20 protein-coding genes are annotated in these 25,107 nt (G+C 65.9%); 18 read left to right on the forward strand and 2 right to left on the reverse strand.

The window, feature by feature from the left end; all coding sequences use genetic code 11:
* Window positions 1–185: 185 nt before the first annotated feature.
* Both rpoB and rpoC read left to right on the forward strand, forming a co-directional pair.
* Complete coding sequence (gene rpoB, locus ACFQB0_RS12070) at window positions 186–3,674, forward strand: DNA-directed RNA polymerase subunit beta (RefSeq protein WP_386731903.1); 3,489 nt, start codon at window positions 186–188, stop codon at window positions 3,672–3,674.
* A gap of 44 nt (window positions 3,675–3,718) precedes the next feature.
* The gene (rpoC, locus tag ACFQB0_RS12075; protein WP_386731905.1) at window positions 3,719–7,615 is read left to right on the forward strand and encodes a DNA-directed RNA polymerase subunit beta'; all 3,897 of its coding nucleotides are present in this window, start codon (window positions 3,719–3,721) and stop codon (window positions 7,613–7,615) included.
* 196 nt (window positions 7,616–7,811) lie between these two features.
* Here rpoC and ACFQB0_RS12080 read toward each other — a convergent pair whose 3' ends face one another.
* Both ACFQB0_RS12080 and ACFQB0_RS12085 read right to left on the reverse strand, forming a co-directional pair.
* A complete protein-coding gene (locus ACFQB0_RS12080; protein WP_386731907.1) occupies window positions 7,812–8,672 on the reverse strand; it encodes a MurR/RpiR family transcriptional regulator in 861 nt (286 codons plus the stop codon).
* A gap of 4 nt (window positions 8,673–8,676) precedes the next feature.
* The gene (locus ACFQB0_RS12085) at window positions 8,677–9,474 is read right to left on the reverse strand and encodes a class II glutamine amidotransferase (RefSeq protein WP_386731909.1); all 798 of its coding nucleotides are present in this window, start codon (window positions 9,472–9,474) and stop codon (window positions 8,677–8,679) included.
* A 141-nt stretch (window positions 9,475–9,615) separates the two neighbouring features.
* Between ACFQB0_RS12085 and ACFQB0_RS12090 the strand changes: the two genes are divergently transcribed.
* From ACFQB0_RS12090 to fusA, 16 genes are all read left to right on the forward strand, one after another.
* Entirely contained in the window at window positions 9,616–10,965 is a 1,350-nt protein-coding gene (locus ACFQB0_RS12090) for a glutamine synthetase (RefSeq protein ID WP_386731911.1), read from the forward strand.
* Window positions 10,966–10,992: 27 nt separating this feature from the next.
* The gene (locus ACFQB0_RS12095; RefSeq protein WP_386731913.1) at window positions 10,993–12,486 is read left to right on the forward strand and encodes an APC family permease; all 1,494 of its coding nucleotides are present in this window, start codon (window positions 10,993–10,995) and stop codon (window positions 12,484–12,486) included.
* Window positions 12,483–13,811, forward strand: a complete 1,329-nt coding sequence (locus ACFQB0_RS12100; RefSeq protein ID WP_386731916.1) for an aspartate aminotransferase family protein — start codon at window positions 12,483–12,485, stop codon at window positions 13,809–13,811. The genes ACFQB0_RS12095 and ACFQB0_RS12100 overlap by 4 nt, the downstream gene beginning before the upstream one ends.
* Window positions 13,798–14,976, forward strand: coding sequence for an amidohydrolase family protein (locus tag ACFQB0_RS12105; RefSeq protein WP_386731918.1), 1,179 nt, complete (start codon window positions 13,798–13,800; stop codon window positions 14,974–14,976). The genes ACFQB0_RS12100 and ACFQB0_RS12105 overlap by 14 nt, the downstream gene beginning before the upstream one ends.
* Before the next feature lie 108 nt (window positions 14,977–15,084).
* The gene (locus ACFQB0_RS12110; RefSeq protein ID WP_386731920.1) at window positions 15,085–15,783 is read left to right on the forward strand and encodes a hypothetical protein; all 699 of its coding nucleotides are present in this window, start codon (window positions 15,085–15,087) and stop codon (window positions 15,781–15,783) included.
* Between the two features lie 101 nt (window positions 15,784–15,884).
* A complete protein-coding gene (locus ACFQB0_RS12115) occupies window positions 15,885–16,757 on the forward strand; it encodes a hypothetical protein (RefSeq protein ID WP_386731921.1) in 873 nt (290 codons plus the stop codon).
* Between the two features lie 10 nt (window positions 16,758–16,767).
* Window positions 16,768–17,274, forward strand: a complete 507-nt coding sequence (locus tag ACFQB0_RS12120; protein ID WP_386731923.1) for a DUF6121 family protein — start codon at window positions 16,768–16,770, stop codon at window positions 17,272–17,274.
* Between the two features lie 328 nt (window positions 17,275–17,602).
* On the forward strand, window positions 17,603–17,974 hold the full coding sequence (locus ACFQB0_RS12125) for a hypothetical protein (protein WP_386731925.1): 372 nt from the start codon (window positions 17,603–17,605) through the stop codon (window positions 17,972–17,974).
* A gap of 300 nt (window positions 17,975–18,274) precedes the next feature.
* Window positions 18,275–18,661 carry a hypothetical protein gene (locus ACFQB0_RS12130; protein WP_386731927.1) on the forward strand — a complete coding sequence of 129 codons (387 nt, stop codon included), beginning with the start codon at window positions 18,275–18,277 and terminating at the stop codon, window positions 18,659–18,661.
* A gap of 797 nt (window positions 18,662–19,458) precedes the next feature.
* The gene (locus ACFQB0_RS12135) at window positions 19,459–19,896 is read left to right on the forward strand and encodes a hypothetical protein (RefSeq protein WP_386731930.1); all 438 of its coding nucleotides are present in this window, start codon (window positions 19,459–19,461) and stop codon (window positions 19,894–19,896) included.
* Between the two features lie 317 nt (window positions 19,897–20,213).
* Window positions 20,214–20,672: a hypothetical protein gene (locus ACFQB0_RS12140; protein ID WP_386731932.1), complete on the forward strand. Its 459-nt coding sequence runs from the start codon at window positions 20,214–20,216 to the stop codon at window positions 20,670–20,672.
* Complete coding sequence (locus ACFQB0_RS12145; protein ID WP_386731935.1) at window positions 20,669–20,890, forward strand: hypothetical protein; 222 nt, start codon at window positions 20,669–20,671, stop codon at window positions 20,888–20,890. The genes ACFQB0_RS12140 and ACFQB0_RS12145 overlap by 4 nt, the downstream gene beginning before the upstream one ends.
* A gap of 89 nt (window positions 20,891–20,979) precedes the next feature.
* The gene (locus tag ACFQB0_RS12150) at window positions 20,980–21,630 is read left to right on the forward strand and encodes a spermidine/putrescine ABC transporter substrate-binding protein (RefSeq protein WP_386731937.1); all 651 of its coding nucleotides are present in this window, start codon (window positions 20,980–20,982) and stop codon (window positions 21,628–21,630) included.
* 358 nt (window positions 21,631–21,988) lie between these two features.
* Entirely contained in the window at window positions 21,989–22,363 is a 375-nt protein-coding gene (gene rpsL / locus ACFQB0_RS12155; protein ID WP_055787040.1) for a 30S ribosomal protein S12, read from the forward strand.
* A complete protein-coding gene (gene rpsG, locus ACFQB0_RS12160; RefSeq protein WP_047405385.1) occupies window positions 22,363–22,833 on the forward strand; it encodes a 30S ribosomal protein S7 in 471 nt (156 codons plus the stop codon). The genes rpsL and rpsG overlap by 1 nt, the downstream gene beginning before the upstream one ends.
* 103 nt (window positions 22,834–22,936) lie before the next feature.
* Window positions 22,937–25,051, forward strand: a complete 2,115-nt coding sequence (fusA, locus tag ACFQB0_RS12165) for an elongation factor G (protein WP_386731941.1) — start codon at window positions 22,937–22,939, stop codon at window positions 25,049–25,051.
* Window positions 25,052–25,107 lie beyond the last annotated feature (56 nt).

Consider the following 25,107-nt stretch of genomic DNA (forward strand, 5'->3'; position numbering starts at 1 on the left):
AGTGGACACGACGCGTCAAAAGTCATATAGTTGTTCTTTGCGCTCCCAGACATAACTATGCCTTCATATTGCGGTCGGCCCGTGTGGCCTGGTTCTTTTCCAGGGCACAACGCACCATAGCGTCTGTGGAGTTCTCCTACTACTGATAGTAACTAGGCCCGACGGGGTCCACGGAGGTTATTTCCTTGGCTGCTGCGCGCAACGCAACCACCAACTCACCCAAGAACGGCCGCTCAGCAGGGCGTCTCTCGTTCGCAAAGATCACCGACACTCTCACTGTGCCCGACCTGCTCGCTCTGCAGACGGAGAGCTTCGACTGGCTCGTGGGCAACGACGCGTGGAAGGCTCGCGTCGCAGAAGCGAAGGCGTCCGGTCGTCAGGACCTGCCGGAGAAGACCGGCCTCGACGAGATCTTCGAGGAGATCTCACCGATCGAGGACCTCGGCGAGACGATGCAGCTCAGCTTCACCAATCCCGAGCTCGAGCCGGAGAAGTACACGATCGACGAGTGCAAGGAAAAGGGCAAGACCTATTCCGCGCCGCTCTACGTGAACGCCGAGTTCATGAACCACCTCACGGGCGAGATCAAGACGCAGACCGTGTTCATGGGCGATTTTCCGCTTATGACCCCCAAGGGCACCTTCGTGATCAACGGCACCGAGCGTGTCGTCGTCTCGCAGCTCGTGCGCTCACCGGGCGTCTACTTCGAGCGTCAGCAGGAGAAGACCTCCGACAAGGACATCTACTCTGCGCGCGTCATCCCGAGCCGCGGAGCCTGGCTCGAGTTCGAGATCGACAAGCGCGACCAGGTCGGCGTGCGCATCGACCGCAAGCGCAAGCAGTCCGTCACCGTCTTCCTCAAGGCCCTCGGCCTGACGAGCGAGGAGATCCTCGAGGAGTTCAAGGGCTTCGCCTCGATCGAGCTCACCCTCGAGAAGGACGCCATCCTCACCAAGGAGGAGGCACTCAAGGACATCTACCGCAAACTGCGTCCGGGCGAGCAGGTGGCCGCCGAGGCCGCGCGGGCGTTGCTCGACAACTTCTACTTCAACCCCAAGCGTTACGACCTGGCCAAGGTCGGGCGTTACAAGATCAACAACAAGCTCGGCCTCGAGGCTCCGCTGACCGACTCGGTTCTGACCGTGCAGGACGTCATCGCGACGATCAAGTACCTCGTCGCGCTGCACGACAACCAGGCCACCATCCGCGGCACTCGCGGAGGCAAGACCGTGGACATCCGCCTCGACGTCGACGACATCGACAACTTCGGCAACCGTCGCATCCGCGCCGTCGGCGAGCTCATCCAGAACCAGGTGCGCACCGGACTCTCCCGCATGGAGCGTGTCGTCCGCGAGCGCATGACCACGCAGGACATCGAGGCGATCACCCCGCAGACCCTGATCAACGTGCGCCCGGTCGTCGCCGCGATCAAGGAGTTCTTCGGAACCTCGCAGCTCTCCCAGTTCATGGACCAGAACAACCCGCTCGCGGGTCTCACGCACAAGCGCCGCCTCTCGGCGCTCGGCCCCGGTGGTCTCTCCCGCGACCGCGCCGGCGTCGAGGTGCGAGACGTCCACCCCTCGCACTACGGGCGCATGTGCCCGATCGAGACCCCGGAAGGCCCGAACATCGGCCTGATCGGTTCGCTCGCCTCGTTCGCGCGCATCAACTCCTTCGGTTTCATCGAGACCCCGTACCGCCGTGTCGTCAAGGGCAAGGTCACCTCGGACATCGACTACCTCACCGCGATGGAGGAGGACGACTACATCGTCGCCCAGGCCAACGCGCCGCTCAAGGCCGACGGCCACTTCCAGGAGGACCGCGTTCTCGCCCGCAAGAAGGGCGGTGAGGTCGACCTGTTCCCAGCCGGCGAGATCGGCTACATGGACGTCTCGCCGCGCCAGATGGTGTCTGTCGCGACCTCCCTCATCCCCTTCCTCGAGCACGACGACGCGAACCGTGCGCTCATGGGTGCGAACATGCAGCGCCAGGCCGTTCCTCTGTTGCGCAGCGACAGCCCGCTCGTCGGAACCGGCATGGAGGGCTACGCCGCCATCGACGCCGGTGACGTGCTCACCGCCGACAAGGCCGGTGTCGTCGCCGAGGTTTCGGCAGACGCCGTCACCGTTCAGCTCGACGAGGGCGGGACGCAGAGCTACTACCTGCGCAAGTTCGATCGCTCCAATCAGGGCACGTCCTACAACCACCGCGTCATCGTCAACGCCGGCGACCGCATCGAGGTCGGCGAGGTCATCGCCGACGGTCCTGCGACCGACAACGGCGAGCTGGCGCTCGGCAAGAACCTCCTCGTGGCGTTCATGCCGTGGGAGGGCCACAACTTCGAGGACGCCATCATCCTGAGCCAGAACCTGGTGAAGGACGACGTCCTCTCCTCGATCCACATCGAGGAGTACGACGTGGACGCTCGCGACACGAAGCTCGGCAAGGAAGAGATCACCCGTGACCTTCCGAACGTGAGCCCGGACCTGCTGGCCGACCTCGACGAGCGCGGGATCATCCGCATCGGCGCAGAGGTGCGCCCCGGCGACATCCTCGTCGGCAAGGTCACACCGAAGGGCGAGACCGAGCTCAGCGCCGAGGAGCGTCTGTTGCGCGCGATCTTCAACGAGAAGAGCCGAGAGGTGCGCGACACCTCGCTCAAGGTCCCGCACGGCGAGCAAGGTACCATCATCGGTGTCAAGGTCTTCGACGCGGACAACGACGACGAGCTCGGATCCGGTGTCAACCAGCGCGTCGTGGTCTACATCGCGCAGAAGCGCAAGATCACCGAGGGCGACAAGCTCGCCGGCCGGCACGGCAACAAGGGCGTCATCTCCAAGATCCTGCCGGTCGAGGACATGCCGTTCCTCGCCGACGGGACCCCGGTCGACGTCATCCTCAACCCGCTCGGCATCCCTGGCCGCATGAACTTCGGCCAGGTGCTGGAGACGCACCTCGGATGGGTCGCCAAGCAGGGCTGGAAGGTCGAGGGCAACCCGGCGTGGGCCAAGAAGCTCCCCAAGGACGCGCACGAGGCCGCACCGGGCACCAAGGTCGCGACCCCGGTGTTCGACGGCGCGCTCGAGGAGGAGATCGCTGGTCTGCTCGACGCCACGACGCTCACGCGTGACGGCGACCGCCTGATCGACTCCACCGGGAAGACGCGGCTGTTCGATGGCCGTTCCGGCGAGCCGTTCCCGCACCCGGTCTCGGTCGGGTACATGTACATCCTCAAGCTGCACCACCTCGTCGACGACAAGATCCACGCACGCTCGACAGGCCCGTACTCGATGATCACCCAGCAGCCGCTCGGTGGCAAGGCGCAGTTCGGCGGGCAGCGTTTCGGTGAGATGGAGGTGTGGGCCCTCGAAGCCTACGGCGCCGCGTACGCTCTGCAGGAGCTGCTCACCATCAAGTCCGACGACATCCTCGGCCGCGTCAAGGTCTACGAGGCGATCGTCAAGGGTGAGAACATCCAGGAGCCCGGCATCCCCGAATCCTTCAAGGTTCTGATCAAGGAAATGCAGTCGCTCTGCCTGAACGTCGAGGTGCTGTCCGCCGACGGAACGGCGGTCAGCCTGCGCGACACCGACGACGAGGTGTTCCGCGCGGCAGAGGAGCTCGGCATCAACATTTCCACCCGGTTCGAGTCCTCGTCTGTCGACGAGATCTAAGCCCGGCCGCCCAGAAGACTTCGGAAACTTTCCAAGGAGAGAAATTGCTCGACGCAACCACTTTTGACGAGCTTCGTATTGGCCTGGCCACCGCTGACGACATCCGTCGTTGGTCGCACGGTGAGGTCAAGAAGCCCGAGACCATCAACTACCGCACCCTCAAGCCCGAGAAGGACGGTCTGTTCGGCGAACAGATCTTCGGCCCCTCCCGCGACTGGGAGTGCTCCTGCGGCAAGTACAAGCGTGTGCGCTTCAAGGGCATCGTCTGCGAGCGCTGTGGCGTCGAGGTCACCAAGTCCTCCGTCCGCCGCGAGCGCATGGGCCACATCGAGCTCGCCGCCCCCGTCACGCACATCTGGTACTTCAAGGGCGTGCCGAGCCGTCTCGGCTACTTGCTCGACATGGCTCCCAAGGACCTCGAGAAGGTCATCTACTTCGCCGCCTACATGGTGATCGACGTGGACGTGGACGGTCGTCACCAGGACATGCCGGGACTCGAGAACGAGCTCCGTCTCGAGATCAAGACCCTCGCCGACCAGCGTGACTCGCGGATCGCGGCGCGCATGGCCAAGCTCGAGGAAGACCTCGCCGCCCTCGAGTCGGAAGGCGCCAAGAGCGACCAGAAGAAGCGCGTGAAAGACGGCGCCGAGAAGGAGATGGCTCAGGCCCGCAAGGCGGCCGACGAGCAGATCGCCCACCTCGAGCGTGTCTGGGAGGACTTCCGCAGCCTCAAGGTCGGCGACCTCAAGCCCGAGGACTCCGTGTTCCACGAGCTGCAGGACCGCTTCGGCATGTACTTCGAGGCCTACATGGGCGCCGAGGCCATCAAGAAGCGTCTCGAGGCGTTCGACCTCGCCGCCGAGGCGGAGAGCCTGCACCTGCAGATCACCGAGGGCAAGGGTCAGAAGAAGATCCGCGCCATCAAGCGCCTGCGCGTCGTGAGCTCCTTCCTCGCCACCGGCAACTCGCCGGCCGCCATGGTGCTCGACGTCGTCCCGGTCATTCCGCCCGAGCTGCGCCCGATGGTCCAGCTCGACGGCGGTCGCTTCGCGACCTCCGACCTCAACGACCTCTATCGTCGTGTGATCAACCGCAACAACCGTCTGCGCCGTCTGCTCGATCTCGGTGCTCCCGAGATCATCGTGAACAACGAGAAGCGGATGCTGCAGGAGGCCGTCGACGCGTTGTTCGACAACGGTCGTCGCGGCCGTCCGGTCACGGGAACGGGCAACCGCGCCCTCAAGTCTCTGAGCGACATGCTCAAGGGCAAGCAGGGTCGTTTTCGCCAGAACCTCCTCGGAAAGCGCGTCGACTACTCGGGCCGTTCGGTCATCGTCGTCGGCCCGCAGCTCAAGCTGCACCAGTGCGGTCTGCCCAAGCAGATGGCGCTCGAGCTGTTCAAGCCGTTCGTCATCAAGCGCCTGATCGATCTGAGTCACGCCCAGAACATCAAGGCGGCCAAGCGTATGGTGGAGCGTTCGCGCCCGCAGGTGTGGGACGTGCTCGAGGAGATCATCCGCGAACGCCCCGTGCTGCTGAATCGCGCTCCCACCCTGCACCGTCTTGGCATCCAGGCCTTCGAGCCTCAGCTCGTCGAGGGTAAGGCCATCCAGCTGCACCCGCTCGTATGCGCGGCGTTCAACGCCGACTTCGATGGCGACCAGATGGCTGTGCACCTTCCGCTCTCGGTCGAGGCCCAGGCCGAGGCGCGCATCCTCATGCTCGCCTCGAACAACATCCTCAAGCCGTCGGACGGCCGCCCGGTGACCCTGCCGACGCAGGACATGATCATCGGTCTGCACCACCTGACCACGCTCAAGGAGGGCGTCGTCGGCGAGGGCCGCGCGTTCTCCTCGGTCTCCGAGGCGATCCTCGCCAAGGATCAGGGCTCGCTCGACCTGAACGCGCAGGTCCGGATCCGCCTGACCGACGTCTACTTCACCGAGGGTGAGCAGCCCGAGGGCGTTGAGCTCGTCGACGGCAAGGCAGATGGCACGGTCCTCGTGAACACGACTCTCGGTCGCGCGCTCTTCAACGAGGCCCTCCCGGCCGACTATCCGTACGTGTCGAAGGTGGCCGACAAGGGCCAGATCTCGGCGATCGTCAACGACCTCGCCGAGCGCTACCCGAAGGTGGAGGTCGCAGCCACGCTCGACCGCATCAAGGACGCCGGCTTCTACTGGGCGACCCGCTCGGGCGTGACCGTCGCGCTCAGCGACATCCTCACCCCGCCGTCGAAGCCGCAGATCGTCGCCGGCTACGAGAAGCAGGCCGCGAAGGTGCAGGCGCAGTTCGAGAAGGGTCTCACGACCGACCTCGAGCGTCGTCAGGAGCTCATCCAGATCTGGACGAAGGCGACGGAGGACGTCGCCAAGGCCATGCAAGAGAACTTCCCGGCCGACAACACCATCAACCGCATGGTGACCTCCGGAGCCCGTGGTAACTGGCTGCAGGTGCGCAACATCGCCGGCATGCGAGGACTCGTGAACAACCCGAAGGGCGAGATCATCCCTCGCCCGATCATCTCGAGCTACCGCGAGGGGCTCTCGGTCGCCGAGTACTTCATCGCGACGCACGGTGCCCGCAAGGGCCTGGCCGACACGGCCCTCCGCACGGCCGACTCTGGCTACCTCACGCGTCGTCTCGTCGACGTCTCGCAGGATGTCATCATCCGCGAGGACGACTGCGGCACCTCGAAGGGTCTCGACCTGCCGATCGCCGCGGTCGGCTCGACGGGCGTGCTCGTTCGCGACGCCAACGTCGAGAACGCCGTCTACGCCCGCAGCCTGGCCGCCGACGCGGTCGACGCCGCCGGCGAGGTCGTCGCTGAGGCGGGTGAGGATGTCGGTGACGTGCTCATCGACAAGCTCATCGCAGCAGGTGTCGAGACGATCAAGGTCCGTTCGGTGCTGACGTGCGAATCCGCCGTCGGCGTCTGCGCGAAATGCTACGGCCGCTCGCTCGCGACCGGCAAGCTCGTCGACATCGGCGAGGCCGTCGGCATCATCGCGGCCCAGTCGATCGGCGAGCCGGGAACCCAGCTCACGATGCGTACCTTCCACACCGGCGGTTCGGCCTCGGCCGACGACATCACGCAGGGTCTTCCCCGCGTGCAGGAGCTCTTCGAGGCCCGCACCCCCAAGGGCGCGAGTCCGATCGTCGAGGCCCCTGGCCGCATCACGATCGAGGACACCGACCGCAACCGCAGGGTGATCCTGACACCGGACAACGGTGACGAGGCGATCGTCTACAACGTGCTCAAGCGTTCCACGCTGCTCGTCGAGGACGGCCAGCACGTCGAGCTCGGCCAGCAGATCATCGTCGGAACGCTCGACCCAAAGGAGGTCCTTCGCGTCAAGGGCGTTCGCGAGGTGCAGAAGCACCTCGTCGGCGGTGTGCAGGACGTCTATCGTTCCCAGGGCGTGCCGATCCACGACAAGCACATCGAGGTCATCGTGCGCCAGATGCTGCGCAAGGTCACCGTCGTCGACCACGGCGACACCGACCTGCTGCCCGGCGAACTCGTCGACCGGATGAAGTACAACGAGCTCAACCGTGCCGCGCTCACCGAGGGCAAGAAGACGGCTTCGGCTCGCCAGGAGGTCATGGGAATCACCAAGGCCTCCCTCGCGACCGAGTCGTGGCTGTCGGCCGCTTCCTTCCAGGAGACCACCCGCGTTCTCACGCAGGCGGCGATGGAAGGCAAGAGCGACCCGCTGGTCGGTCTCAAGGAGAACGTCATCATCGGAAAGCTCATCCCGGCGGGTACCGGTCTCGGCAAGTACCGCAACGTCACGGTCGAGGCGACCGAGGAGGCGAAGGCCGAGCGTTACCCGAACCGCATCTTCACCGATGATGCCTCGTTCAACGAGGGTGACCTGAGCTTCGTCGATTTCGACAGCTTCTCGTCTGACGACTTCACCCCGGGTAACTACAGCTGATTCGCCGATCGAAGGGCCCCGGTCCCCGCTTTCTCGCGGGACCGGGGCCCTTCGTCGCTCTCCCCCCCCACCCCCCACCCCCTTCCTCCCCGCGAGACTGCGTGAATCGTCGAAAAGAGCCCTCTTTTCGACGATTCACGCAGTCTCGCGGGGAGGAAGGGGGCAGAGCGGAGGGGAGGCGAGGGAGGGTAGGAGGCTAGGGCAGCAACTCGTGGTTCCGCGTACGGTCCCACAGAGCGAGGCGGGTGCGCGCCGGTTCTCCAAGCCTCTCCATAACAAAGGGGATGAGGAGCTCGGTGAGCAGGAACGCGGCCGTCATGCTCTTGTACGGCGACGCCGCGTCGCTGCTCACGGCGAGCACGACCTCGGCGTGCGGGGCGACCGGGCTGGCGAGCTCGTCTGTGATGACGATGATCGGCGTGCCCTTTCGCTTCGCGGCCAGCGCGATCTCCTGAGCGCTCCGCTGGAAGCGGTGGAAGTCGCACAGCACGAGCACGTCACGGCGGCTGAGGTCGATCAGGCTTCCGAGTCCCGCCCCCTGCGGAGCGTCGAGGAGGCGGACTCCCGGGCGGATCTGCTCGAGATGCAGTCCCAGATGGTAGGCGACCAGGTAGGAGAAGCGACCGCCGGTGAGGAGGATGCGTTTCGAGGTGTCCGCGAGCAGTTCGACGGCGGCATCGAGTGACGATGCGGGGATTCGTGTCAGCGAGGCGACGGTTCCCTCGGCCTGGTCGCGTGCGCGCCGCACCAGGATGTCGAGCGTGGATCCGGCCTCTGCCGTCGCCAAGAGCCGGGCAAGCGGTCCGGAGGAGCGGTGCGTGAGCTCCTCCCGTAGTGCGACCTGGAGTTCTGTGAAGCCACCGAAGCCGAGGCGTTGGGCGAAGCGCAGCACGGTGGGCGCGCTGACCTTCGCCTGTTCGGCGAGGCCGGCGACGGTGGAGAGGCCGGCGCTCGGATAGTCGGCCAGCAGGGCACGCGCGACCTGGCGCTCGGCTCGACTCAGCTCATGCAGCAGTGCCGTCGCCTGGACGGCAACGGTCGGGACGGTGGCATCCACGGTCCTAGTCTTGCACTATCGCCGTGACCGACACCGAACCGTCGCCGAGTTCGATCGTGGCGACCGACTCCGACGGCATCGGGAGCCAGTCGGACTCCCCCACCCCTGTCGATCCAATCAGCAGCGTGCCGTCGGCTCGGCGGGTCCAGCGGAGCGCGAAGTAGTCTTCGAGATGTTCGTCAGGCAGGTCCGAGCGGCGGATCTCGTCGATGTCCTCCGGTGGCAGCAGGCTGCGCGCGCTCGCATGCACCACGACAAGTCGGGTCGCGTCGAGGAGCATCGCGTTGAGGCTGCTGACGGGGAACCGGGGGCGCAGTTCGCGCACCGCCGCCAGGACGGCAGCGGGGAGGTCGCCGCCGTCGCGGAGGTGTTGGCGGATGATCGCGAAATACATCTCGCTGTCGGTCGTGCCGTTCAGCCCCGAGCGGCTCTCCTCGTCGACGAGCCGGCGCAGCTCGTCGATCGGCTTGAGCGAGCCGTTGTGCGCGAAAGCCACTCCGTCGGCGAGGAACGGGTGGGTGTTGCGCGCTTCGACGGCAAGCCCCGAGGTTGCCCAGCGCAGGTGGACGATGGCGGCGCGGGCGATATCCGTGCTGAGCGCCGCACGGAAGTCGGGGTCCTCGGATGCCGCACGAACCGAGGTGTGCAGGAGAGGGGTCTCACCGGGTGCGGTCAGGTGGACCCATCCCCAGCCATCCTGGTGCACGCGCGAGAGCGAGGCGAAGACATTGAGCCGATCAGAGCCGAGTTCGGCCGCGACGGTCGTCTCGTGCGGTGACACGATGGCTAAAAGTCGACACATGGAGACACCCTTCCGTGTTGTCCGATCCTTGACACGGAGTGTAACAGAATCTATATTTCGAGCATACGTTACAAAGGTGAAACGTCTGTGACACATGGTTGCGAGACGATGTTCCCGTCGACAACTGCGGAAGGAAGTCACATGACGACCATGACGAGGCCCTGGGATGAGTCCGGGCTCGAAGCCCTCACCTCCGAGCTCGCGGGTTCGGGTGTCGAGCTCGTGCTCGGCACGATCGTCGATCTCGCCGGTGTGACCAGGGCGAAAGGCGCCCCCACTCGACGACTCGGCGCCTTCCACCGTTCCGGCATGGGCGCGTCTCCGTCCTGGAACGTCTTCTGCGTCGACGACGGCATCGCCTTCACCCCATCGATCGGGGTCGTCGGCGATCTGCGTCTTCGGATCGACCCGGCGGCGGTGCGCCGGATCGGCGACGGTCTCGCCTGGGGACCGGCCGAGTTCTACTCGCAGGACGGAGTGCCTTCTCCGGGGTGCGCGCGTGGCCGGCTGGCGGCCGTCGCCGCCGACGCCGGGCGGCTGGGGTTGAGCCCGCTCATGGGCACAGAGCTCGAGTTCACGCTCGTCGATCCGGACGGATCGATGGCGAGCCGAATCCCCTGGTCACCCTATGGGCTGCGACCCACCGTGGAGCGGGGCCGGTTCCTCGCCGACCTCGCTCGCTCGCTCGAGGACGCCGGAGTGGAGGCGGAGCAGCTCCATGCCGAATATGGCGTGGACCAGTTCGAAGTCTCGCTCGCTCCGTCCGGCCCGGTCGACATGGCCGACGCCCTCGTGCTCACCCGCCTCGTGATCGGCAGGGTCGCCGCCAGGCACGACCTCGCCGTCTCCTTCTCACCCGTGCCGTTCATCGGCGGAGCCGGCAACGGCGCCCATCTGCACCTCTCTCTGGCACGCGATGGCGCGCCGCTGTTCGGTGGCGGAGACGGTCCGCACGGAATCACCGCGGACGGCGGCTCGGCCATCGCGGGAGTCGTCTCGGCTCTGCCCGAGCTCCTCGGCGTGTATGCAGGCTCCGTTCTCTCATCGACCCGCTTGAAGCCGGGCAACTGGGCAGGCGCCGCCGCATGCTGGGGGCTGGAGAACCGGGAGGCCGCTGTACGGTTCCTCGCCGCGACGTCCGGGAACCCGCACGGCGCGAACGTGGAGCTCAAATGCGTCGATCCGAGCAGCAACATCTATCTCGCCGCGGCCGCTCTGCTCGCCTCGGCACTCCATGGCATCGAGAACCGGCTTCCGCTTCCCCCCGAGGTGACGGCCGCACCTGAGCACTCATCGCATCCGCCCGTATCGCTTGCGACGGACCAGGCGACGACGCTAGACGCGCTCGAACGTTCCGAGCTGGCTGCGGCCTTCCTCGGCGCGGAGATCGTCGAAGGACTCGTCGCCGTCCGCCGCCACGAGGCGGCCACCTTCGACGGGCAGAGCCCGGAGTCGATTGCCGAAGCCCTGCGCTTCGCCTGGTCCTGCTAGCCCCCACCACATCCCGAGGAGAACCCCATGGCATCACCAACCCGTGAAGCAGCACCGCGTAGAATCTCACGGAGGCTGCCCCTCTGGGCGGCCGTCGCACTGTCCCTGGCTACCGTCGGCCCCACCCTGGCCATGTCCGGCAACGGGCAGGGACTCATCGGCATCGTCGGCAAGTCGATCCCTCTGGTCTTCGTGATCGGACTGGTCGGGGTCGCGCTCGTCGGCTACGGCTTCGTGCGACTCACCCGCCACCTCAACCACGCCGGCTCGGCCTACGCGCTCGTCGGGGGCACGATCGGTCCGCGCGCGGGCTTCTTCTCGGGTTTCGCCATGCTCGGGGCCTACATCGGGTTCTCCATCGGAACCCTTGCGCTGACCGCCGCGTTCGTGAACGCCTTCCTCGCCGAGTTGCAGAGCGGGGTGGAGGAGCCCTTCCAGCTTCCTTGGATCGTGATCGTGATCGCCGGCGCTATCGTCTCCTTCCTGCTCGCGGGCCGGGATGTCTCGATGATCGCCAAGATCCTGCTGGTGATCGAGGGCATCGGGATCGTCGCCATGCTCATCCTCGTCGCGGTGATCTTCGCCAATGGCGGCGCACCGTCGACAGGCTTCGATCTGAGCGTGTTCACCTTCGAAGGCGTCGACGTCGCCCAGGTGCTCAGCGGCGTCGTCGCGGCCTTCCTGTCGTGGGCCGGGTTCGAGGCCTGCGCCTCTCTCGGTGAGGAGACCGACAACCCCAAGCGGAACATCCCGCGGGCGCTCGGCGGCACTCTGCTGCTCACGGGCGTGCTGTTCATCGTCGTCATGTTCGCGCAGACCATCGGCTTCGGCACGGATGCCGCGGGCCTCACGGCGTTCCAGACCTCCGGAAACACCCTCGGCGATCTCGCGCATGACTATGTAGGCACCTGGTTCGGGCTCATCGTCATCTTCACCGCCACGTGCGCGGCCTTCGGATGCCACATGGCCACGGCGGCGGCGTCCGGACGCATGATCTACGCGTTCGCCCGCGACGGCTTCGGACCCTCCTGGTTCGCCGTGCTCGAACCGAAGACGAACGGACCGCGACGGGCCACCTGGCTGGTCGTCGCTCTCGCGCTCGCGGCGACCGTTCTCTGCGCTCTCGCCGGATGGCCGGACCTGGGAACGGGCAACCCTCCTCTCGACGCCTACTTCCTCTTCGCGGTGGCCGGAGCGGTCTGTCTCATGATCGCCTACTTCATGGTCGAGGTGGCCGCCGTGCGATTCGTCGCCGCAAAGCGCTTCCAGATCGTGCACGGCGGAACCGGAAAGCTTCTCGGAGTCGTGCTCCCGACGCTCGGGGCGCTCGTCATCGCCGTCGTGCTCTGGTTCAACGTGAAGGATGCGGCGAGCCCGTGGGCGGCGCCCATCCTCGGACTCTACTGGTGTGCGCTCGGTGCCGTGCTCGCACTCGCGGCCTCGAGTATTGCGACCAGGGTCGGGAATTCGCTCATCGCCGAACTGGAGCTGCCTGAGTTGCAGCAGAAGGAACGGGTATGACCAGCCTCTACGAGCGGGATGCCGCGGCCGTGGCCGCGGTCGAGAAGCTTCGCTTCTTCCCGCTCGAGGTCGTCGAGGGGCGGGGATCCATTCTCGTCGAGCCCGGTGGTCGGGAGCTGATCGATCTGTCGGCGACCTGGACCGCGTCCGGCTTGGGACACGGGCACCCCGAGATCGTCTCGGCCATGACCGAGGCGGCGGCCCGCGCTCCGGGGGCCGGCGGCCTCTCGGCGGTGCATCCCGACTCGGTCGGACTCGCCGAGGATCTTCTCGCCCTCGTTCCGGGCGGCGGGGAGCGCAGGGTCTACCTCGGTCACGCTGGTTCGGATGCCAACGACGTCGCCCTGCGCTGTTGCCGGCATGCCACCGGGCGTGCGACGATCCTTGCCTTCGAACACAGCTATCACGGCGGCATCGGGGTGGCCATGGGAGCCTCGGGCGTGCACGTCGACGCCGGACGGGAGGCGGATCCGGCCGTGGTGTTCCTGCCGTATCCGAACCCTCTGCGGCCGTTCACGGGAGACATAGGCACGACCGTCGATGCGGTGCTGGAGCGGGCTCGCAACCACCTGGCGGGCGGGACGATCGCTTGCCTCATCGTCGAGCCGATCCTCTCTGACGGTGGCCTCGTGGTTCCGCCGGATGGTTTCCTGCTCCGACTGACCGCGCTCTGCCGCGAGTACGGTGTGCCCGTCATCTGCGACGAGGTGAAGGTCGGGCTCGGGCGGCCTGGCACGCTCCATGCTTTTCAGCACGACGGAGCCGAGCCCGACGTCGTGACCTTCGGCAAGGTGATCGGAGGCGGCCTGCCGCTGTCGGCCGCCGTCGGACCGGCCGACATCCTCGACGGTCCCGCCGCCTCGGCACTGCTGACGACGGCAGGCAATCCCATCTGCACGGCGGTCGGACGGGCTGTGCTCCGCACCATCGTCGACGCGGACCTTCCCGGGCGTGCCGCGGTCGCCGGGCGACGGTTCACTGCAGGACTGGTCGAGATCGCCTCCGGCAGCGGCGCCTATTCCGGTCGCTCGGCCGAGCACATCGGCGAGGTGCGGGGTCGTGGCCTCGCGATCGGGGTCGAGCTCGTCGGTGACCGGGAGTGGCTCGACCCGGCACCGAAGCTCGCGCAGAAGGTGGTCTACCGTGCCTGGCAACTCGGTGCCGTCGTCTACTACGTCGGTGGGAATGTGCTCGAGATCACCCCGCCGCTCGTCATCTCCGACTCCGAGATCGACCGGGCCGTGGATATCCTGGACCTCGCGATCGGCGACGTGATGGCAGGGGCCGTGAGCGATGAGGAGGTGGCACCGTATGTCGGATGGTGAGCTGGATGTTCTGGCCGGAGCCGGGGAGCGCGTTCCCGCGCACCTGGCCGACGCCCTTCGCGGCCTCGGCCTGATCGACCATCATGTGCACGGCTGTTTCACGGAGGCGATCGATCGCGCCCGCTTCGAGGATTGTCTCAACGAGGGCTCGCCAGAACCGATGCCGGGGTTCATGACCCAGTTCGACTCGCAGATCGGATTCGCGATCCGCCGGTGGTGCGCCCCTCTCGTCGGCGCGCCACCGCTCGTCGACGCGAACGGGTACTGGGCGGCGCGGAGCGCTCTCGCGCCCGCCGAGCTCAATGCCAGGATGCTCCGAGCGGCCGGTGTCGAGCACTGGGTGATCGACACCGGCTTCCAGGGTGGAACGATCTCCGGCCTCGACCGCATGGCCGAGGAGTCGGGCGCCCCGGCCTCCGAGATCCTGCGCCTCGAGACGATGGCGGAGGAGCTCATGCGCCGCGACACGGCGCCGGGCGACTTCGCCGATGCGTTCCGCGCCGCGCTCGTCGAGGCGCTGCCCCGCATCGTAGGAGTCAAGACCATCTGCGCGTATCGTTGCGGGTTCGACATCGACTGGCGGAGACCGGCGGACGAGGAGGTGGTCCGGGCGGTCGCGGCCTGGATCGCTCGAGATGGGGAGAACCCGCGGCTCGACGATCCGCTGCTCGCCGCCTTCCTCGTGCACGCCGCGGCGGAGCTTGGCCTCCCGATCCAGATACATGTCGGCTTCGGCGACCGGGATCTCGACCTCCACAGAACCAACCCGATGCTGCTGCTCGGGCTTCTGCGCGAACCGAGCATCGCACGTTCCTCGATCATGCTGCTGCACTGCTACCCCTATCACCGCGAAGCCGGCTACCTGGCGCAGGCCTTCGCGAACGTGTATTACGATATAGGCCTGGCGATCAACTACGTCGGAGCGCGGGCGCCGCACGTGGTCGCGGAAGCGCTCGAGCTCGGTCCGTTCGCCAAGCAGCTCTATTCCTCTGACGCTTTCGGGGTTCCGGAGTTCCACCTGCTCGGCTCGACGCTGTGGCGGCGTTCGATGGGGCTCGTCTTGGGACGTTGGGTCGCGGACGGCGACTGGTCGGAGAGCGACGCCATCCGGGTGGCTCGGATGATCGGCGCCGACAACGCGCGCAGGGCATACGGGCTAGGGTAGAGCGGGTCACGTCGTGCCCGAGGATTGGGATGAACGCTCGTCGATCGCCTTCGCCATCGTGCGGAAACCCTGCAGGGTCGCGTCTGGACCGGTCGCTACACTGGCGGGATGACCGCAACTGAGCCACCAGTCAAGCCGCCTCTCGCGAGGAGGCCTGTCTTCTGGCTGACGACCGTCGTTGCGATCCTGCTCGTGGGTACGGCTGTGATCGCCGGTTTCATGGCAGGCGGATCCCGGCTGAGTGGTGCCGAGTCGACGGACGCAGCGGGTTTGGCGTCGCGTCCGACCCCGGTCGTGACGACCGCTCCGACCCCCGTTCCGACTCCGGAGCCCGAGATTCCCGGTTTCGTCAGGCCCGCTACGTGCGTCGACATCTACACGAACGACTGGGCAGCGCAACTCGGCCCGCTTCTCGTGCTCAACCCGGACTGGACCAACGATCCCAGCCGCTCGCCCAAACCGTACGCGACGAACGACGTCGGCCTCGGGACTGTGCTCGAGGCGACGACTGGTCTCGTCTGCCATTGGGTCAAGGCGAGTGGGGGCGGCGATGTCGGCCTCACGACCGACATCGCCTACGTCACGGCCGAGCAGCAGGCGTCGACCATCGAGCTGATGCAGAGGCTGGGTTTCGACTGTTATGGGGAACTCGGTGGAACGCGGTGCGTGACCGAGTCGAACGAGGAGGCCGGCTCGTTCGGAGAGTCCCACTTCCTGCGCGACGGGGTGTGGGTCGCGACACGCTGGGTAAACACCGCTCCGGACGGCTACACCCATGACATCGTCAGCACGTTGTTCCCGGAGTAGGGTTTCAGGGGTTCCGCCGCGGGGCATCCGTGATCCGGGCGGTCGCATTGCTAAAGTGACGCTTGAAACGGGTGCCCATCGGGCGCGGGAGGAGTATCAGCATGAGCAACACCACGCCGGGAGCAGAGGCTCCCCAGGAGTCGACCGCCGACACGGAGGCCGTGCTTGAGAACGTGAGCGACGCGCAGGCGGCGGGCATGAGCGAGGCACCGGCGAGCGACGTGGTCGAAACCGTCGTGCCTGGGCCGGTTTCCGCCGAAGCCGTCAAGCGGGAGACCTACGTCCCGGCCGCGACGATCGCCGAGGCAGGCGTCGCGGCGGGTGCGGCCACCCTCGTCCCGGAATCGCAGACCTTCACCCCGGAGCCGTACTCTCTCTCTGGTGTCCAGGCGCCGCAACCGGTCTACGTACAAGCCCCGACCCCGCCCAAGGACAAGGGCAACCGGGGTGCTGGAATCCTCATCGCCCTCGTTGCCGTCGTCGCTTACGCGCTGATCTACTCAGGGGTCACCTACCTCATCGGCGTGTACTACGGAACACTCCGTGGCGTGGCGGACGTAACGACCACGAACGAGTCGTTTGCCCAGTTTCTCACCTTGCCTGTCTTTTACGTGCCGGTCGTCTTCTTCTTCCTCGCGTTGACCGTGCTCGTCGCCATCGTCAACCGCGGCGGCTGGTGGGCCTACGTCTTGGGCGCCTTCGCGGTGGCGATTGTCGTCTACCTCTCCTACATCGGAGGCTCGCTCCTGACCGTGCAGGCGTGGAACATGACTCCGTCGGAGGCGGCCGGATTCGTCTCCCAACGCTGGTTGGATCCGCTCGCGATCGCCGCCGCCGTCATCGCGCGGGAGGTTCCGGTCTGGTTCGGGGCCTGGATCGCCTCCCAAGGGCGCAAGGTCACGGCCGGCAATCTCGCCGCCATGAAGGAATACGATCGGATACTGGCTGGAGGTCCGAGCCTCAGCCGTCAGTGACGGACGGAACATGGCTGCCGACCACCAGCCGCAGCGTGACGCGTGGTACCCCCTCGTGCTCGCGCTCTTCGCGGTGGTGGCTTACGTAGCGTTCGTCGTCTGCGCCTTCGGATTCGCGAGCCTCTATGGCGCTGGCAACGTCATCGACGAGGCGGAGGCCGGTCCGCTCGTCGGACCTGTCATGGTCGCATCCGCCACCATCGTGCTCTTCTTCGCTCTGCTCATGATCGGCGCGCCCATGAGCGCAGCGTCGCGGCGGATCCCGGTCGGTCGGGTTCTGGGAGCGGCTTTCGCGGTGACGGCCGCCTACCTGCTCTCGGGGGCGCTCGCGTACTCGACGACGACGGCGCAGCTGCTCGATGCCGTGCTGTTCTTCGGGCATCACCTCGTGCGCCCGTTCACCTTCGCGGTGGCGGGGCTGGCGTTCCTCGTCGCGTTGCTCTATGTGCTCGTGCTGTTGCGGCGACTGCACGGGGGGCGGCGTCCGCTATGGCCGTGGGAGAAGCACGGCGACTGATGGCGTGCCCCGCTCTCAGGCTCCGGAAAGCTGTCGTCGGATGTCGCCTACGCGCTGATGGCGGCTATCGGTGGTGCGCCCGCTTGTGACCGGTCCGTCCTGCGGCAGGATTGACCGCCGGGATGCCTGCCGGACCGGAACCTGCTGCTGCTCTTCACGGCGACTACAACCTTTGGCGCTCCTGAGCGGTCCTTTTGGTGGACACCTCCAGTGCGTTTGTCGTGTTGGGTGGAAGGAGGTCGCGCTCAATGGGGGCTTTCGACGGTATGGGGATGAAACGATGGCAACGAGGACGCGGGATCTAGTGGAGGCAGCGAGGGCTGTCGTGATGGCCTCGCTGGTGCTGGTCGCGGGCACGGCAGTGCCCACGAACGTGAGCGGGGAGTCGCCTGTCACGATCGGCGAGTTCGGGCATTTCGGCGCGGGCGCGTCTGCGGGCGTCGCGGGCACCTTGCGGTTGAACGGGAAGCTCCACGACGGAGGCTCGTCCGATCCGGTGATCGACGAGCGCGGCAGCTTCTTCCGGTCGTATCCCACGGTGGCGCTCCCTACGGGAGACTACGAATATCAGGTACTTGCCGCTGGTGAGCTGAACCCGTCCGACGAGTCGTTCATCGGCCCCCGCGGGGGGTGCCAATTCATGTGCAAGCCCCGTCCCCGCCCAAAGGAAGAGGCAACTGGGGTGCAGGAGTTCTCATAGCCCTCGTTGCCGCCATCGCCTACGCGCTGATGGCGGCTATCGGTGGTGCGCCCGCTTGTGACCGGTCCGTCCTGCGGCAGGATTGACCGCCGGGATGCCTGCCGGACCGGAACCTGCTGCTGCTCTTCACGGCGACTACAACCTTTGGCGCTCCTGAGCGGTCCTTTTGGTGGACACCTCCAGTGCGTTTGTCGTGTTGGGTGGAAGGAGGTCGCGCTCAATGGGGGCTTTCGACGGTATGGGGATGAAACGATGGCAACGAGGACGCGGGATCTAGTGGAGGCAGCGAGGGCTGTCGTGATGGCCTCGCTGGTGCTGGTCGCGGGCACGGCAGTGCCCACGAACGTGAGCGGGGAGTCGCCTGTCACGATCGGCGAGTTCGGGCATTTCGGCGCGGGCGCGTCTGCGGGCGTCGCGGGCACCTTGCGGTTGAACGGGAAGCTCCACGACGGAGGCTCGTCCGATCCGGTGATCGACGAGCGCGGCAGCTTCTTCCGGTCGTATCCCACGGTGGCGCTCCCTACGGGAGACTGGGAGTACCAGATGTCCGTTCTCGACTGGTCGGACACGTCGTTCGTCGCCCCCAGCCTGGGGTGTCGAGTGGTGGACCGTTTCGGAAGAGAGCTGGCGAGAGAGCAGAACCTGAATACCCGCTCGGTCACGTGTTCGTTCACGATCGGGCAATGACTCCATCTTCGCGCCGGCGCATCTGCCGGATGGACGGGCGACGAGGCAAGTTGTCCCACCCGCGGACGAGGATGTGGCGAAGACCGGCGGGCAACCCGGAGATCGCGGCGATCAGGCTGTCGCGGACTGCTCAGCGCGGGCATTGGGATCGCGGTGCGGCTTCCGGGTGGATCGCCTTTTCATGTTCTCGGCATCTCGGCATCTCGGCATCTCGGCATCTCGGCCGGCCGATAGAGCACCGCGCGTCCATCCGGATAGACCCGGCCCGGATAGACCCGGCCCGGATAGACCCGGCCCGGATAGACCCGACCCGGATAGACCTGACCCGGATAGACCCGGCCCTTTGAGAACACCCGGATGCCCTTGGCACAGTCCAGCGACTGATGCGCCTCAATGCCGAGCCGTGCGGCAGCGGTTCGACGTGAGACACCCTCCTGGCGGAACCGGGGGAGCTTCTGCCGTTTCGCATCCGCGTATCGGCAGTGAAGATCTCCGCCCTGCGCGCCTAGGGGTAAAGGGCACCAATTGAAACCGAGGTCGCGCGCGACCGTCGAGCGCTATCGACCTCCGCGGGTCGGCGCAGGAGCTCGACCTTCTCAGCATTGGTGTGGGGGAGAAGCGCCGCGACCGACGGTGTGCGGCGGGATGCCTGCCCAGACCGGAACCCGCTACCACGCCCACTACAACCTTTGATCCCCCCAGGTGGCTCTTTGGGCGGATGTCTCCACCGTGCCTATCGTGTTGGCTGGAAGGAGGTCGCGCTCAACAGCGGCTTCCAACAGTAAGGGGATGAAACGATGACAATAAAGACAGTGCGGAAACTACTCGGGGCAGCGGGGACCGTCGTGATGGCCTCGCTGGTGCTGGTCGCGGGCGCGACAGTACCCGCGAACGCGAGCGGGGAGTCGCATATCACGATCGAAGAGTTCGGGCATATCGGCGTAGGCAAGTCTGTGAGCGTCTCGGGCACATTGCGGTTGAACGGGAAGTACTACGACGGAGGCTCGTCCGATCCGGTGATCGACGAGCATGGCGACTTTACCCGGGCGTATCCCACGGTGGATCTCCCTACGGGAGATTGGGAGTACCAGATGTCCCTCGTCGACTGGTCGGACACGTCGTTCGTCGCCCCCAGCCTGGGGTGTCGAGTGGTCGAGGATTCCGGAAAAGAGTTGGCGAGAGAGGAAAAGCGGGATACCCGCTCCGTCACGTGCTCGTTCACGATCGGGAAATGACCCATCCTCGCTGCGGTGCATCTGCCGGATGACACGTGACGAATGCTCGGCCCGCGCCGGCTAAGCGCCCGAAACGCGCCGCGGTCGAGGTTCGCGCGCGACCCGCCGCGGTCGAGGTTCGCGCGCGACCCGCCGCGGCGTTATCCGGCACATTCCATTGAACCCGGACCTGGACGCGCTGCCGTTCCTGGCCGCCGCGATCGATACCTCTCGCCAAAGTGCTCTTGGGATGGATGCTTCCACCGTGCTTGTCGTGTTGGCTGGAAGGAGCCCGCGCTCGATAGCGGTCTCAGTAAATCAGTAAAGGGGATGAAGCGATGACAACCAAGACAGTGAGGAAACTCTTCGGAGCAGCTGGGGCTGCCGTGATGGCCTCGGCGGCACTTGTCGCGGGCGCGGTCGTGCCAGCGAACGCAAGCGAGGAGACAAGTATCACGATAGGTGAGTTCGGGAATGTCGGTGAAATCGACAGAGGCACGTCTGTGATCGTCTTGGGCACGCTGTGGTTGAACGGGAGATTCTACGGCGGAGGCTCGTCCAAAGCAGTGGCCGACGAGCACGGCAACTTTACCCAGTCGTACTCGTACTCGGGGTCCCTTCCGACGGGAAACTACGAGTATAAGGTTCTTGCCGCCAACAGTCTCGTCCGGTTGGATGACTCGTTCTCCGTTCCCCGTCTCGGGTGTCGAGTGGCCGATGGTTCAGGAGAACAGCTGGCGAGAGAGGAAAACCGGGATGCCAGCTTGGTCACATGTTCGTTCACGATCACGCAATGACCCATCCTCGAGCGGTGCACCTGCCGGATGGGCAGGTGCACCAGGCGTGTTCTCGTGCGCCGGCGGACATCCGCTTCAGTGTGATCTCCAGGTGGGTGATGTCGGGGCCGGGGACGGTGGCGGTCGAGGCATCGCCAGAACCCGGTCGGGGTGAGGTGATCGCGTTCGAGTACGTCTCCGCGCGGTCAGGCGGCGAATGCCCGGTCGGCGCCGGCTGAGCGCGCGAAGTCGATCCGTCGCGGCGCCGGCCGGCGCATTCCACTGAGGTTTGCGCACGATCGGCCGTGGAGGAGTACCGTGAGGACCGATGGAAGGCTCGATCGAGGCCCGTGCCAGCCACGAGGTCGACAATTGGTTGCGTTGGCTGCCACGGTGGCGCCCGGGAACGCACCGTGGTCGAACGCGCCTCTGCCGCCGCTGCTTCGGTTCGCCGGTGATCGCCGCTGCGGGCCTGACCACCGATGTTCCGCATGCGGTGCAGCATGCCTTGTCGATGCGGATGAAGCTGATCGTGGATGCCGCCGTCGACGACTACACCGACCGCAATCTTCCTCTGCTGCACCGCGAGATCGCCCTCGCCGAGAAGCGCAAGCTCGCCCGCCCGTACCGGCCGGCCGACGGTCTCGACCCCGAGGCGACGGGTCTCGAACTCGATCCGGAGCCGGAGCGGGACCAGCCCTTCCTCTTCACCCTCGGTGAGCTCGCACAGGAGGCGGCGGCGGAGCAGGTCCAACCCGAAGCGGACCCGCTCTCCGACGAGGAGAAAGCGGCGATCCGTGCCGAGGTCAAGCTCGCCGACGAGTTCGCCCGCCAGGTCGGGCGCCGGGTCTGCAACGAGCTTCTGCAGCACCGCGAACGCATCGCCCGTGGCATCGCCGAGCACGTCGAGCCGCAGGTCGTCGCCCTGCTCGCCGACCTTGAGCGCCAGCTCGACTCGCCACTGTGGCCGAACGGGTGATCCGGTCGCTGCACGTCGGCCTCCCGGGTCTGTGATCACGGCCATTGCACGGCGTCGGCCATTTGACCGGAGCGACACGGCAGGATAGTATTTTCCCAGTGTGCGCTTTGTCGTGCGCTTGAATCATGCCCTCGTGATGACTTTGCGAGACGCAAGGGCCAGGCTCCCAGGCACTCCGCGCAAACCAGGGTTTGCTTCCCATGAAGCGGCCCCCACGGCATACCCACCACAGCGCAGGCTTCGGCCCGTTGCCGCGGTGGGTCCAAGTGAACTCGGCACACCTCGACGAGGTGTCTGTCGAATGCTAGTCACCATGCATCGGCTGTCACCGTGCAGCGACAATAAGGAGTAACAGAGAGTGCCAACGATTCAGCAGTTGGTCCGGAAGGGTCGCTCGCCGAAGGTCACCAAGACCAAGGCCCCCGCCCTAAAGGCCAACCCTCAGCAGCGCGGCGTATGCACCCGCGTCTACACGACCACGCCGAAGAAGCCGAACTCGGCTCTGCGCAAGGTCGCTCGTGTGAAGCTCTCCAACGGCACCGAGGTCACCGCCTACATTCCCGGCGAGGGCCACAACCTGCAGGAGCACTCGATGGTGCTCGTCCGCGGCGGTCGTGTGAAAGACCTCCCGGGCGTTCGTTACAAGATCGTTCGCGGCGCTCTGGACACCCAGGCGGTCAAGAACCGCAAGCAGGCTCGCAGCCGCTACGGCGCGAAGATGGAGAAGAAGTAATGCCTCGCAAGGGTCCAGCCCCGAAGCGTCCCGTCGTCGCCGACCCCGTCTACGGCGCCCCCATCGTCAGCCAGCTCGTCAACAAGATCCTGCTCGACGGCAAGAAAGGCCTCGCCGAGCGCATCGTCTACGACGCACTCGAAGGCGTCGCGGCCAAGAACGGTCAGGATGCCGTCGTCACGCTCAAGAAGGCCCTCGACAACGTGCGCCCGACCCTCGAGGTCCGTTCGCGCCGCGTCGGCGGCTCCACCTACCAGGTTCCCGTCGAGGTCAAGCCGCACCGTGCGAACACCCTGGCGCTGCGCTGGCTCACCAGCTACGCCAAGGCCCGCCGCGAGAAGACCATGACCGAGCGCCTCACCAACGAGATCCTCGACGCATCCAATGGCCTCGGCGCCGCGGTCAAGCGTCGTGAGGACACCCACAAGATGGCCGAGTCGAACAAGGCATTCGCGCACTACCGCTGGTAGCCGCTCTTCGTCGACCGGGCTCGTCGAGATCATCGGTTCTCGACGAGCCCGATCGGCGGATGCCGCGTTCGACACCCCCACCCACAACTTTCGGAGGATACCCGTGGCACTTGACGTGCTCACCGACCTGAGCAAGGTCCGCAACATCGGCATCATGGCCCACATCGATGCCGGTAAGACCACTACGACTGAGCGCATCCTGTTCTACACGGGTGTCAACCACAAGATCGGTGAGACCCACGACGGCGCCTCCACGATGGACTGGATGGCGCAGGAGCAGGAGCGCGGCATCACCATCACGTCGGCCGCGACGACCTGTTACTGGAACAAGAACCAGATCAACATCATCGACACCCCCGGCCACGTCGACTTCACCGTCGAGGTGGAGCGTTCGCTCCGCGTGCTCGACGGCGCCGTCGCAGTGTTCGACGGCAAGGAGGGCGTCGAGCCCCAGTCCGAGACCGTGTGGCGTCAGGCCGACAAGTACGACGTTCCCCGCATCTGTTTCGTCAACAAGATGGACAAGCTCGGCGCGGACTTCTACTTCACCGTCGACACGATCATCAACCGCCTCGGCGCCAAGCCGCTGGTCATCCAGCTGCCGATCGGCTCCGAGTCGGATTTCGAGGGCGTCGTCGACCTCGTCGAGATGCGCGCGCTCACCTGGCGTGGCGATGCGAAGGGTGACGTCGAGATGGGCGCCAAGTACGCCATCGAGGAGATCCCCGCAGACCTCAAGCAGAAGGCGGACGAGTACCGTCACGCCCTGCTCGAGACCGTGGCCGAGAGCGATGACGCGCTGCTGGAGAAGTACTTCGGTGGCGAGGAGCTGACCGTCGCCGAGATCAAGGGCGCGATTCGCAAGCTCACCGTCAACAGCGAGATCTACCCGGTTCTCTGCGGCTCCGCCTTCAAGAACCGTGGTGTGCAGCCGATGCTCGACGCCGTGATCGACTACCTCCCCTCCCCGCTCGACGTTCCGGCCATCGAGGCTCACGATGCGCGCGACGAGGAGAAGGTCGTGCTCCGTCACGCCGACGCGACCGATCCGTTCTCGGCCCTCGCGTTCAAGGTCGCCGTGCACCCGTTCTTCGGTCGCCTCACCTACGTTCGCGTCTACTCCGGCCGCCTCGACAGCGGTGCCCAGGTCGTCAACTCGACCAAGGGCAAGAAGGAGCGCATCGGCAAGATCTTTCAGATGCACGCCAACAAGGAGAACCCGGTCGACTTCGTTACCGCCGGTCACATCTATGCCGTCATCGGTCTGAAGGACACCACGACCGGCGACACTCTGAGCGACCCGAGCAACCAGGTCGTTCTCGAGTCGATGTCGTTCCCGGAGCCCGTTATCGAGGTCGCCATCGAGCCGAAGACCAAGGCCGACCAGGAGAAGCTCGGCACGGCCATCCAGAAACTCGCCGAAGAGGACCCGACGTTCCGCACCGAGCAGAACCAGGAGACCGGTCAGACGGTCATCAAGGGCATGGGCGAGCTCCACCTCGACATCCTCGTCGATCGTATGAAGCGCGAGTTCAACGTCGAGGCGAACGTGGGCAAGCCCCAGGTCGCCTACCGCGAGACGATCAAGAAGGCCGTCGAGAAGCACGACTACACCCACAAGAAGCAGACCGGAGGATCGGGTCAGTTCGCGAAGATCCAGTTTGGCCTCGAGCCCCTCGAGGTGACGGCCGAGACGACGTACGAGTTCGACAATAAGGTCACCGGTGGCCGTATTCCGCGCGAGTACATCCCGTCGGTGGATGCCGGTTTCCAGGATGCCATGCAGTACGGCATCCTCGCCGGGTACCCGATGGTCGGCGTCAAGGCGATCCTGCTCGACGGCGCCGCTCACGACGTCGACTCCTCGGAGATGGCGTTCAAGATCGCCGGATCGATGGGCTTCAAGGAAGCCGCTCGGAAGGCGAACCCGGTTTTGCTCGAGCCGCTCATGTCCGTCGAGGTGCGCACCCCCGAGGAGTACATGGGCGACGTCATCGGCGACCTGAACTCGCGTCGCGGTCAGATCCAGTCCATGGAGGACGCGAGCGGTGTGAAGGTCATTCGCGCCAACGTTCCGTTGTCGGAGATGTTCGGCTACATCGGCGACCTGAGGTCCAAGACCTCCGGCCGGGCGGTGTACTCGATGACCTTCGAGAGCTACGCGGAGGTTCCGAAGGCCGTCTCCGACGAGATCGTCCAGAAGAACAAGGGCGAATAGCCCCTGTTAGTGCGAGCCACCGGGTTCGCGTAACATAACAACACAAACCCCGTAGA

Origin of the sequence: Luethyella okanaganae (assembly GCF_042660285.1) — a bacterium.
Classification (GTDB): domain Bacteria; phylum Actinomycetota; class Actinomycetes; order Actinomycetales; family Microbacteriaceae; genus Luethyella; species Luethyella okanaganae.

Coding starts and splice junctions, on each gene's coding strand:
- ACFQB0_RS12110 (WP_386731920.1), top strand. CDS start 15,085: ATGACCGCAACTGAGCCACCAGTCAAGCCGCCTCTCGCGAGGAGGCCT.
- ACFQB0_RS12115 (WP_386731921.1), top strand. CDS start 15,885: ATGAGCAACACCACGCCGGGAGCAGAGGCTCCCCAGGAGTCGACCGCC.
- ACFQB0_RS12125 (WP_386731925.1), top strand. CDS start 17,603: ATGGCCTCGCTGGTGCTGGTCGCGGGCACGGCAGTGCCCACGAACGTG.
- ACFQB0_RS12085 (WP_386731909.1), bottom strand. CDS start 9,474: ATGTGTCGACTTTTAGCCATCGTGTCACCGCACGAGACGACCGTCGCG.
- ACFQB0_RS12150 (WP_386731937.1), top strand. CDS start 20,980: ATGGAAGGCTCGATCGAGGCCCGTGCCAGCCACGAGGTCGACAATTGG.
- ACFQB0_RS12105 (WP_386731918.1), top strand. CDS start 13,798: ATGTCGGATGGTGAGCTGGATGTTCTGGCCGGAGCCGGGGAGCGCGTT.
- ACFQB0_RS12140 (WP_386731932.1), top strand. CDS start 20,214: ATGACAACCAAGACAGTGAGGAAACTCTTCGGAGCAGCTGGGGCTGCC.
- ACFQB0_RS12100 (WP_386731916.1), top strand. CDS start 12,483: ATGACCAGCCTCTACGAGCGGGATGCCGCGGCCGTGGCCGCGGTCGAG.
- ACFQB0_RS12145 (WP_386731935.1), top strand. CDS start 20,669: ATGACCCATCCTCGAGCGGTGCACCTGCCGGATGGGCAGGTGCACCAG.
- ACFQB0_RS12135 (WP_386731930.1), top strand. CDS start 19,459: ATGACAATAAAGACAGTGCGGAAACTACTCGGGGCAGCGGGGACCGTC.
- ACFQB0_RS12120 (WP_386731923.1), top strand. CDS start 16,768: ATGGCTGCCGACCACCAGCCGCAGCGTGACGCGTGGTACCCCCTCGTG.
- ACFQB0_RS12090 (WP_386731911.1), top strand. CDS start 9,616: ATGACGACCATGACGAGGCCCTGGGATGAGTCCGGGCTCGAAGCCCTC.
- ACFQB0_RS12095 (WP_386731913.1), top strand. CDS start 10,993: ATGGCATCACCAACCCGTGAAGCAGCACCGCGTAGAATCTCACGGAGG.
- rpsG (WP_047405385.1), top strand. CDS start 22,363: ATGCCTCGCAAGGGTCCAGCCCCGAAGCGTCCCGTCGTCGCCGACCCC.
- ACFQB0_RS12130 (WP_386731927.1), top strand. CDS start 18,275: ATGGCCTCGCTGGTGCTGGTCGCGGGCACGGCAGTGCCCACGAACGTG.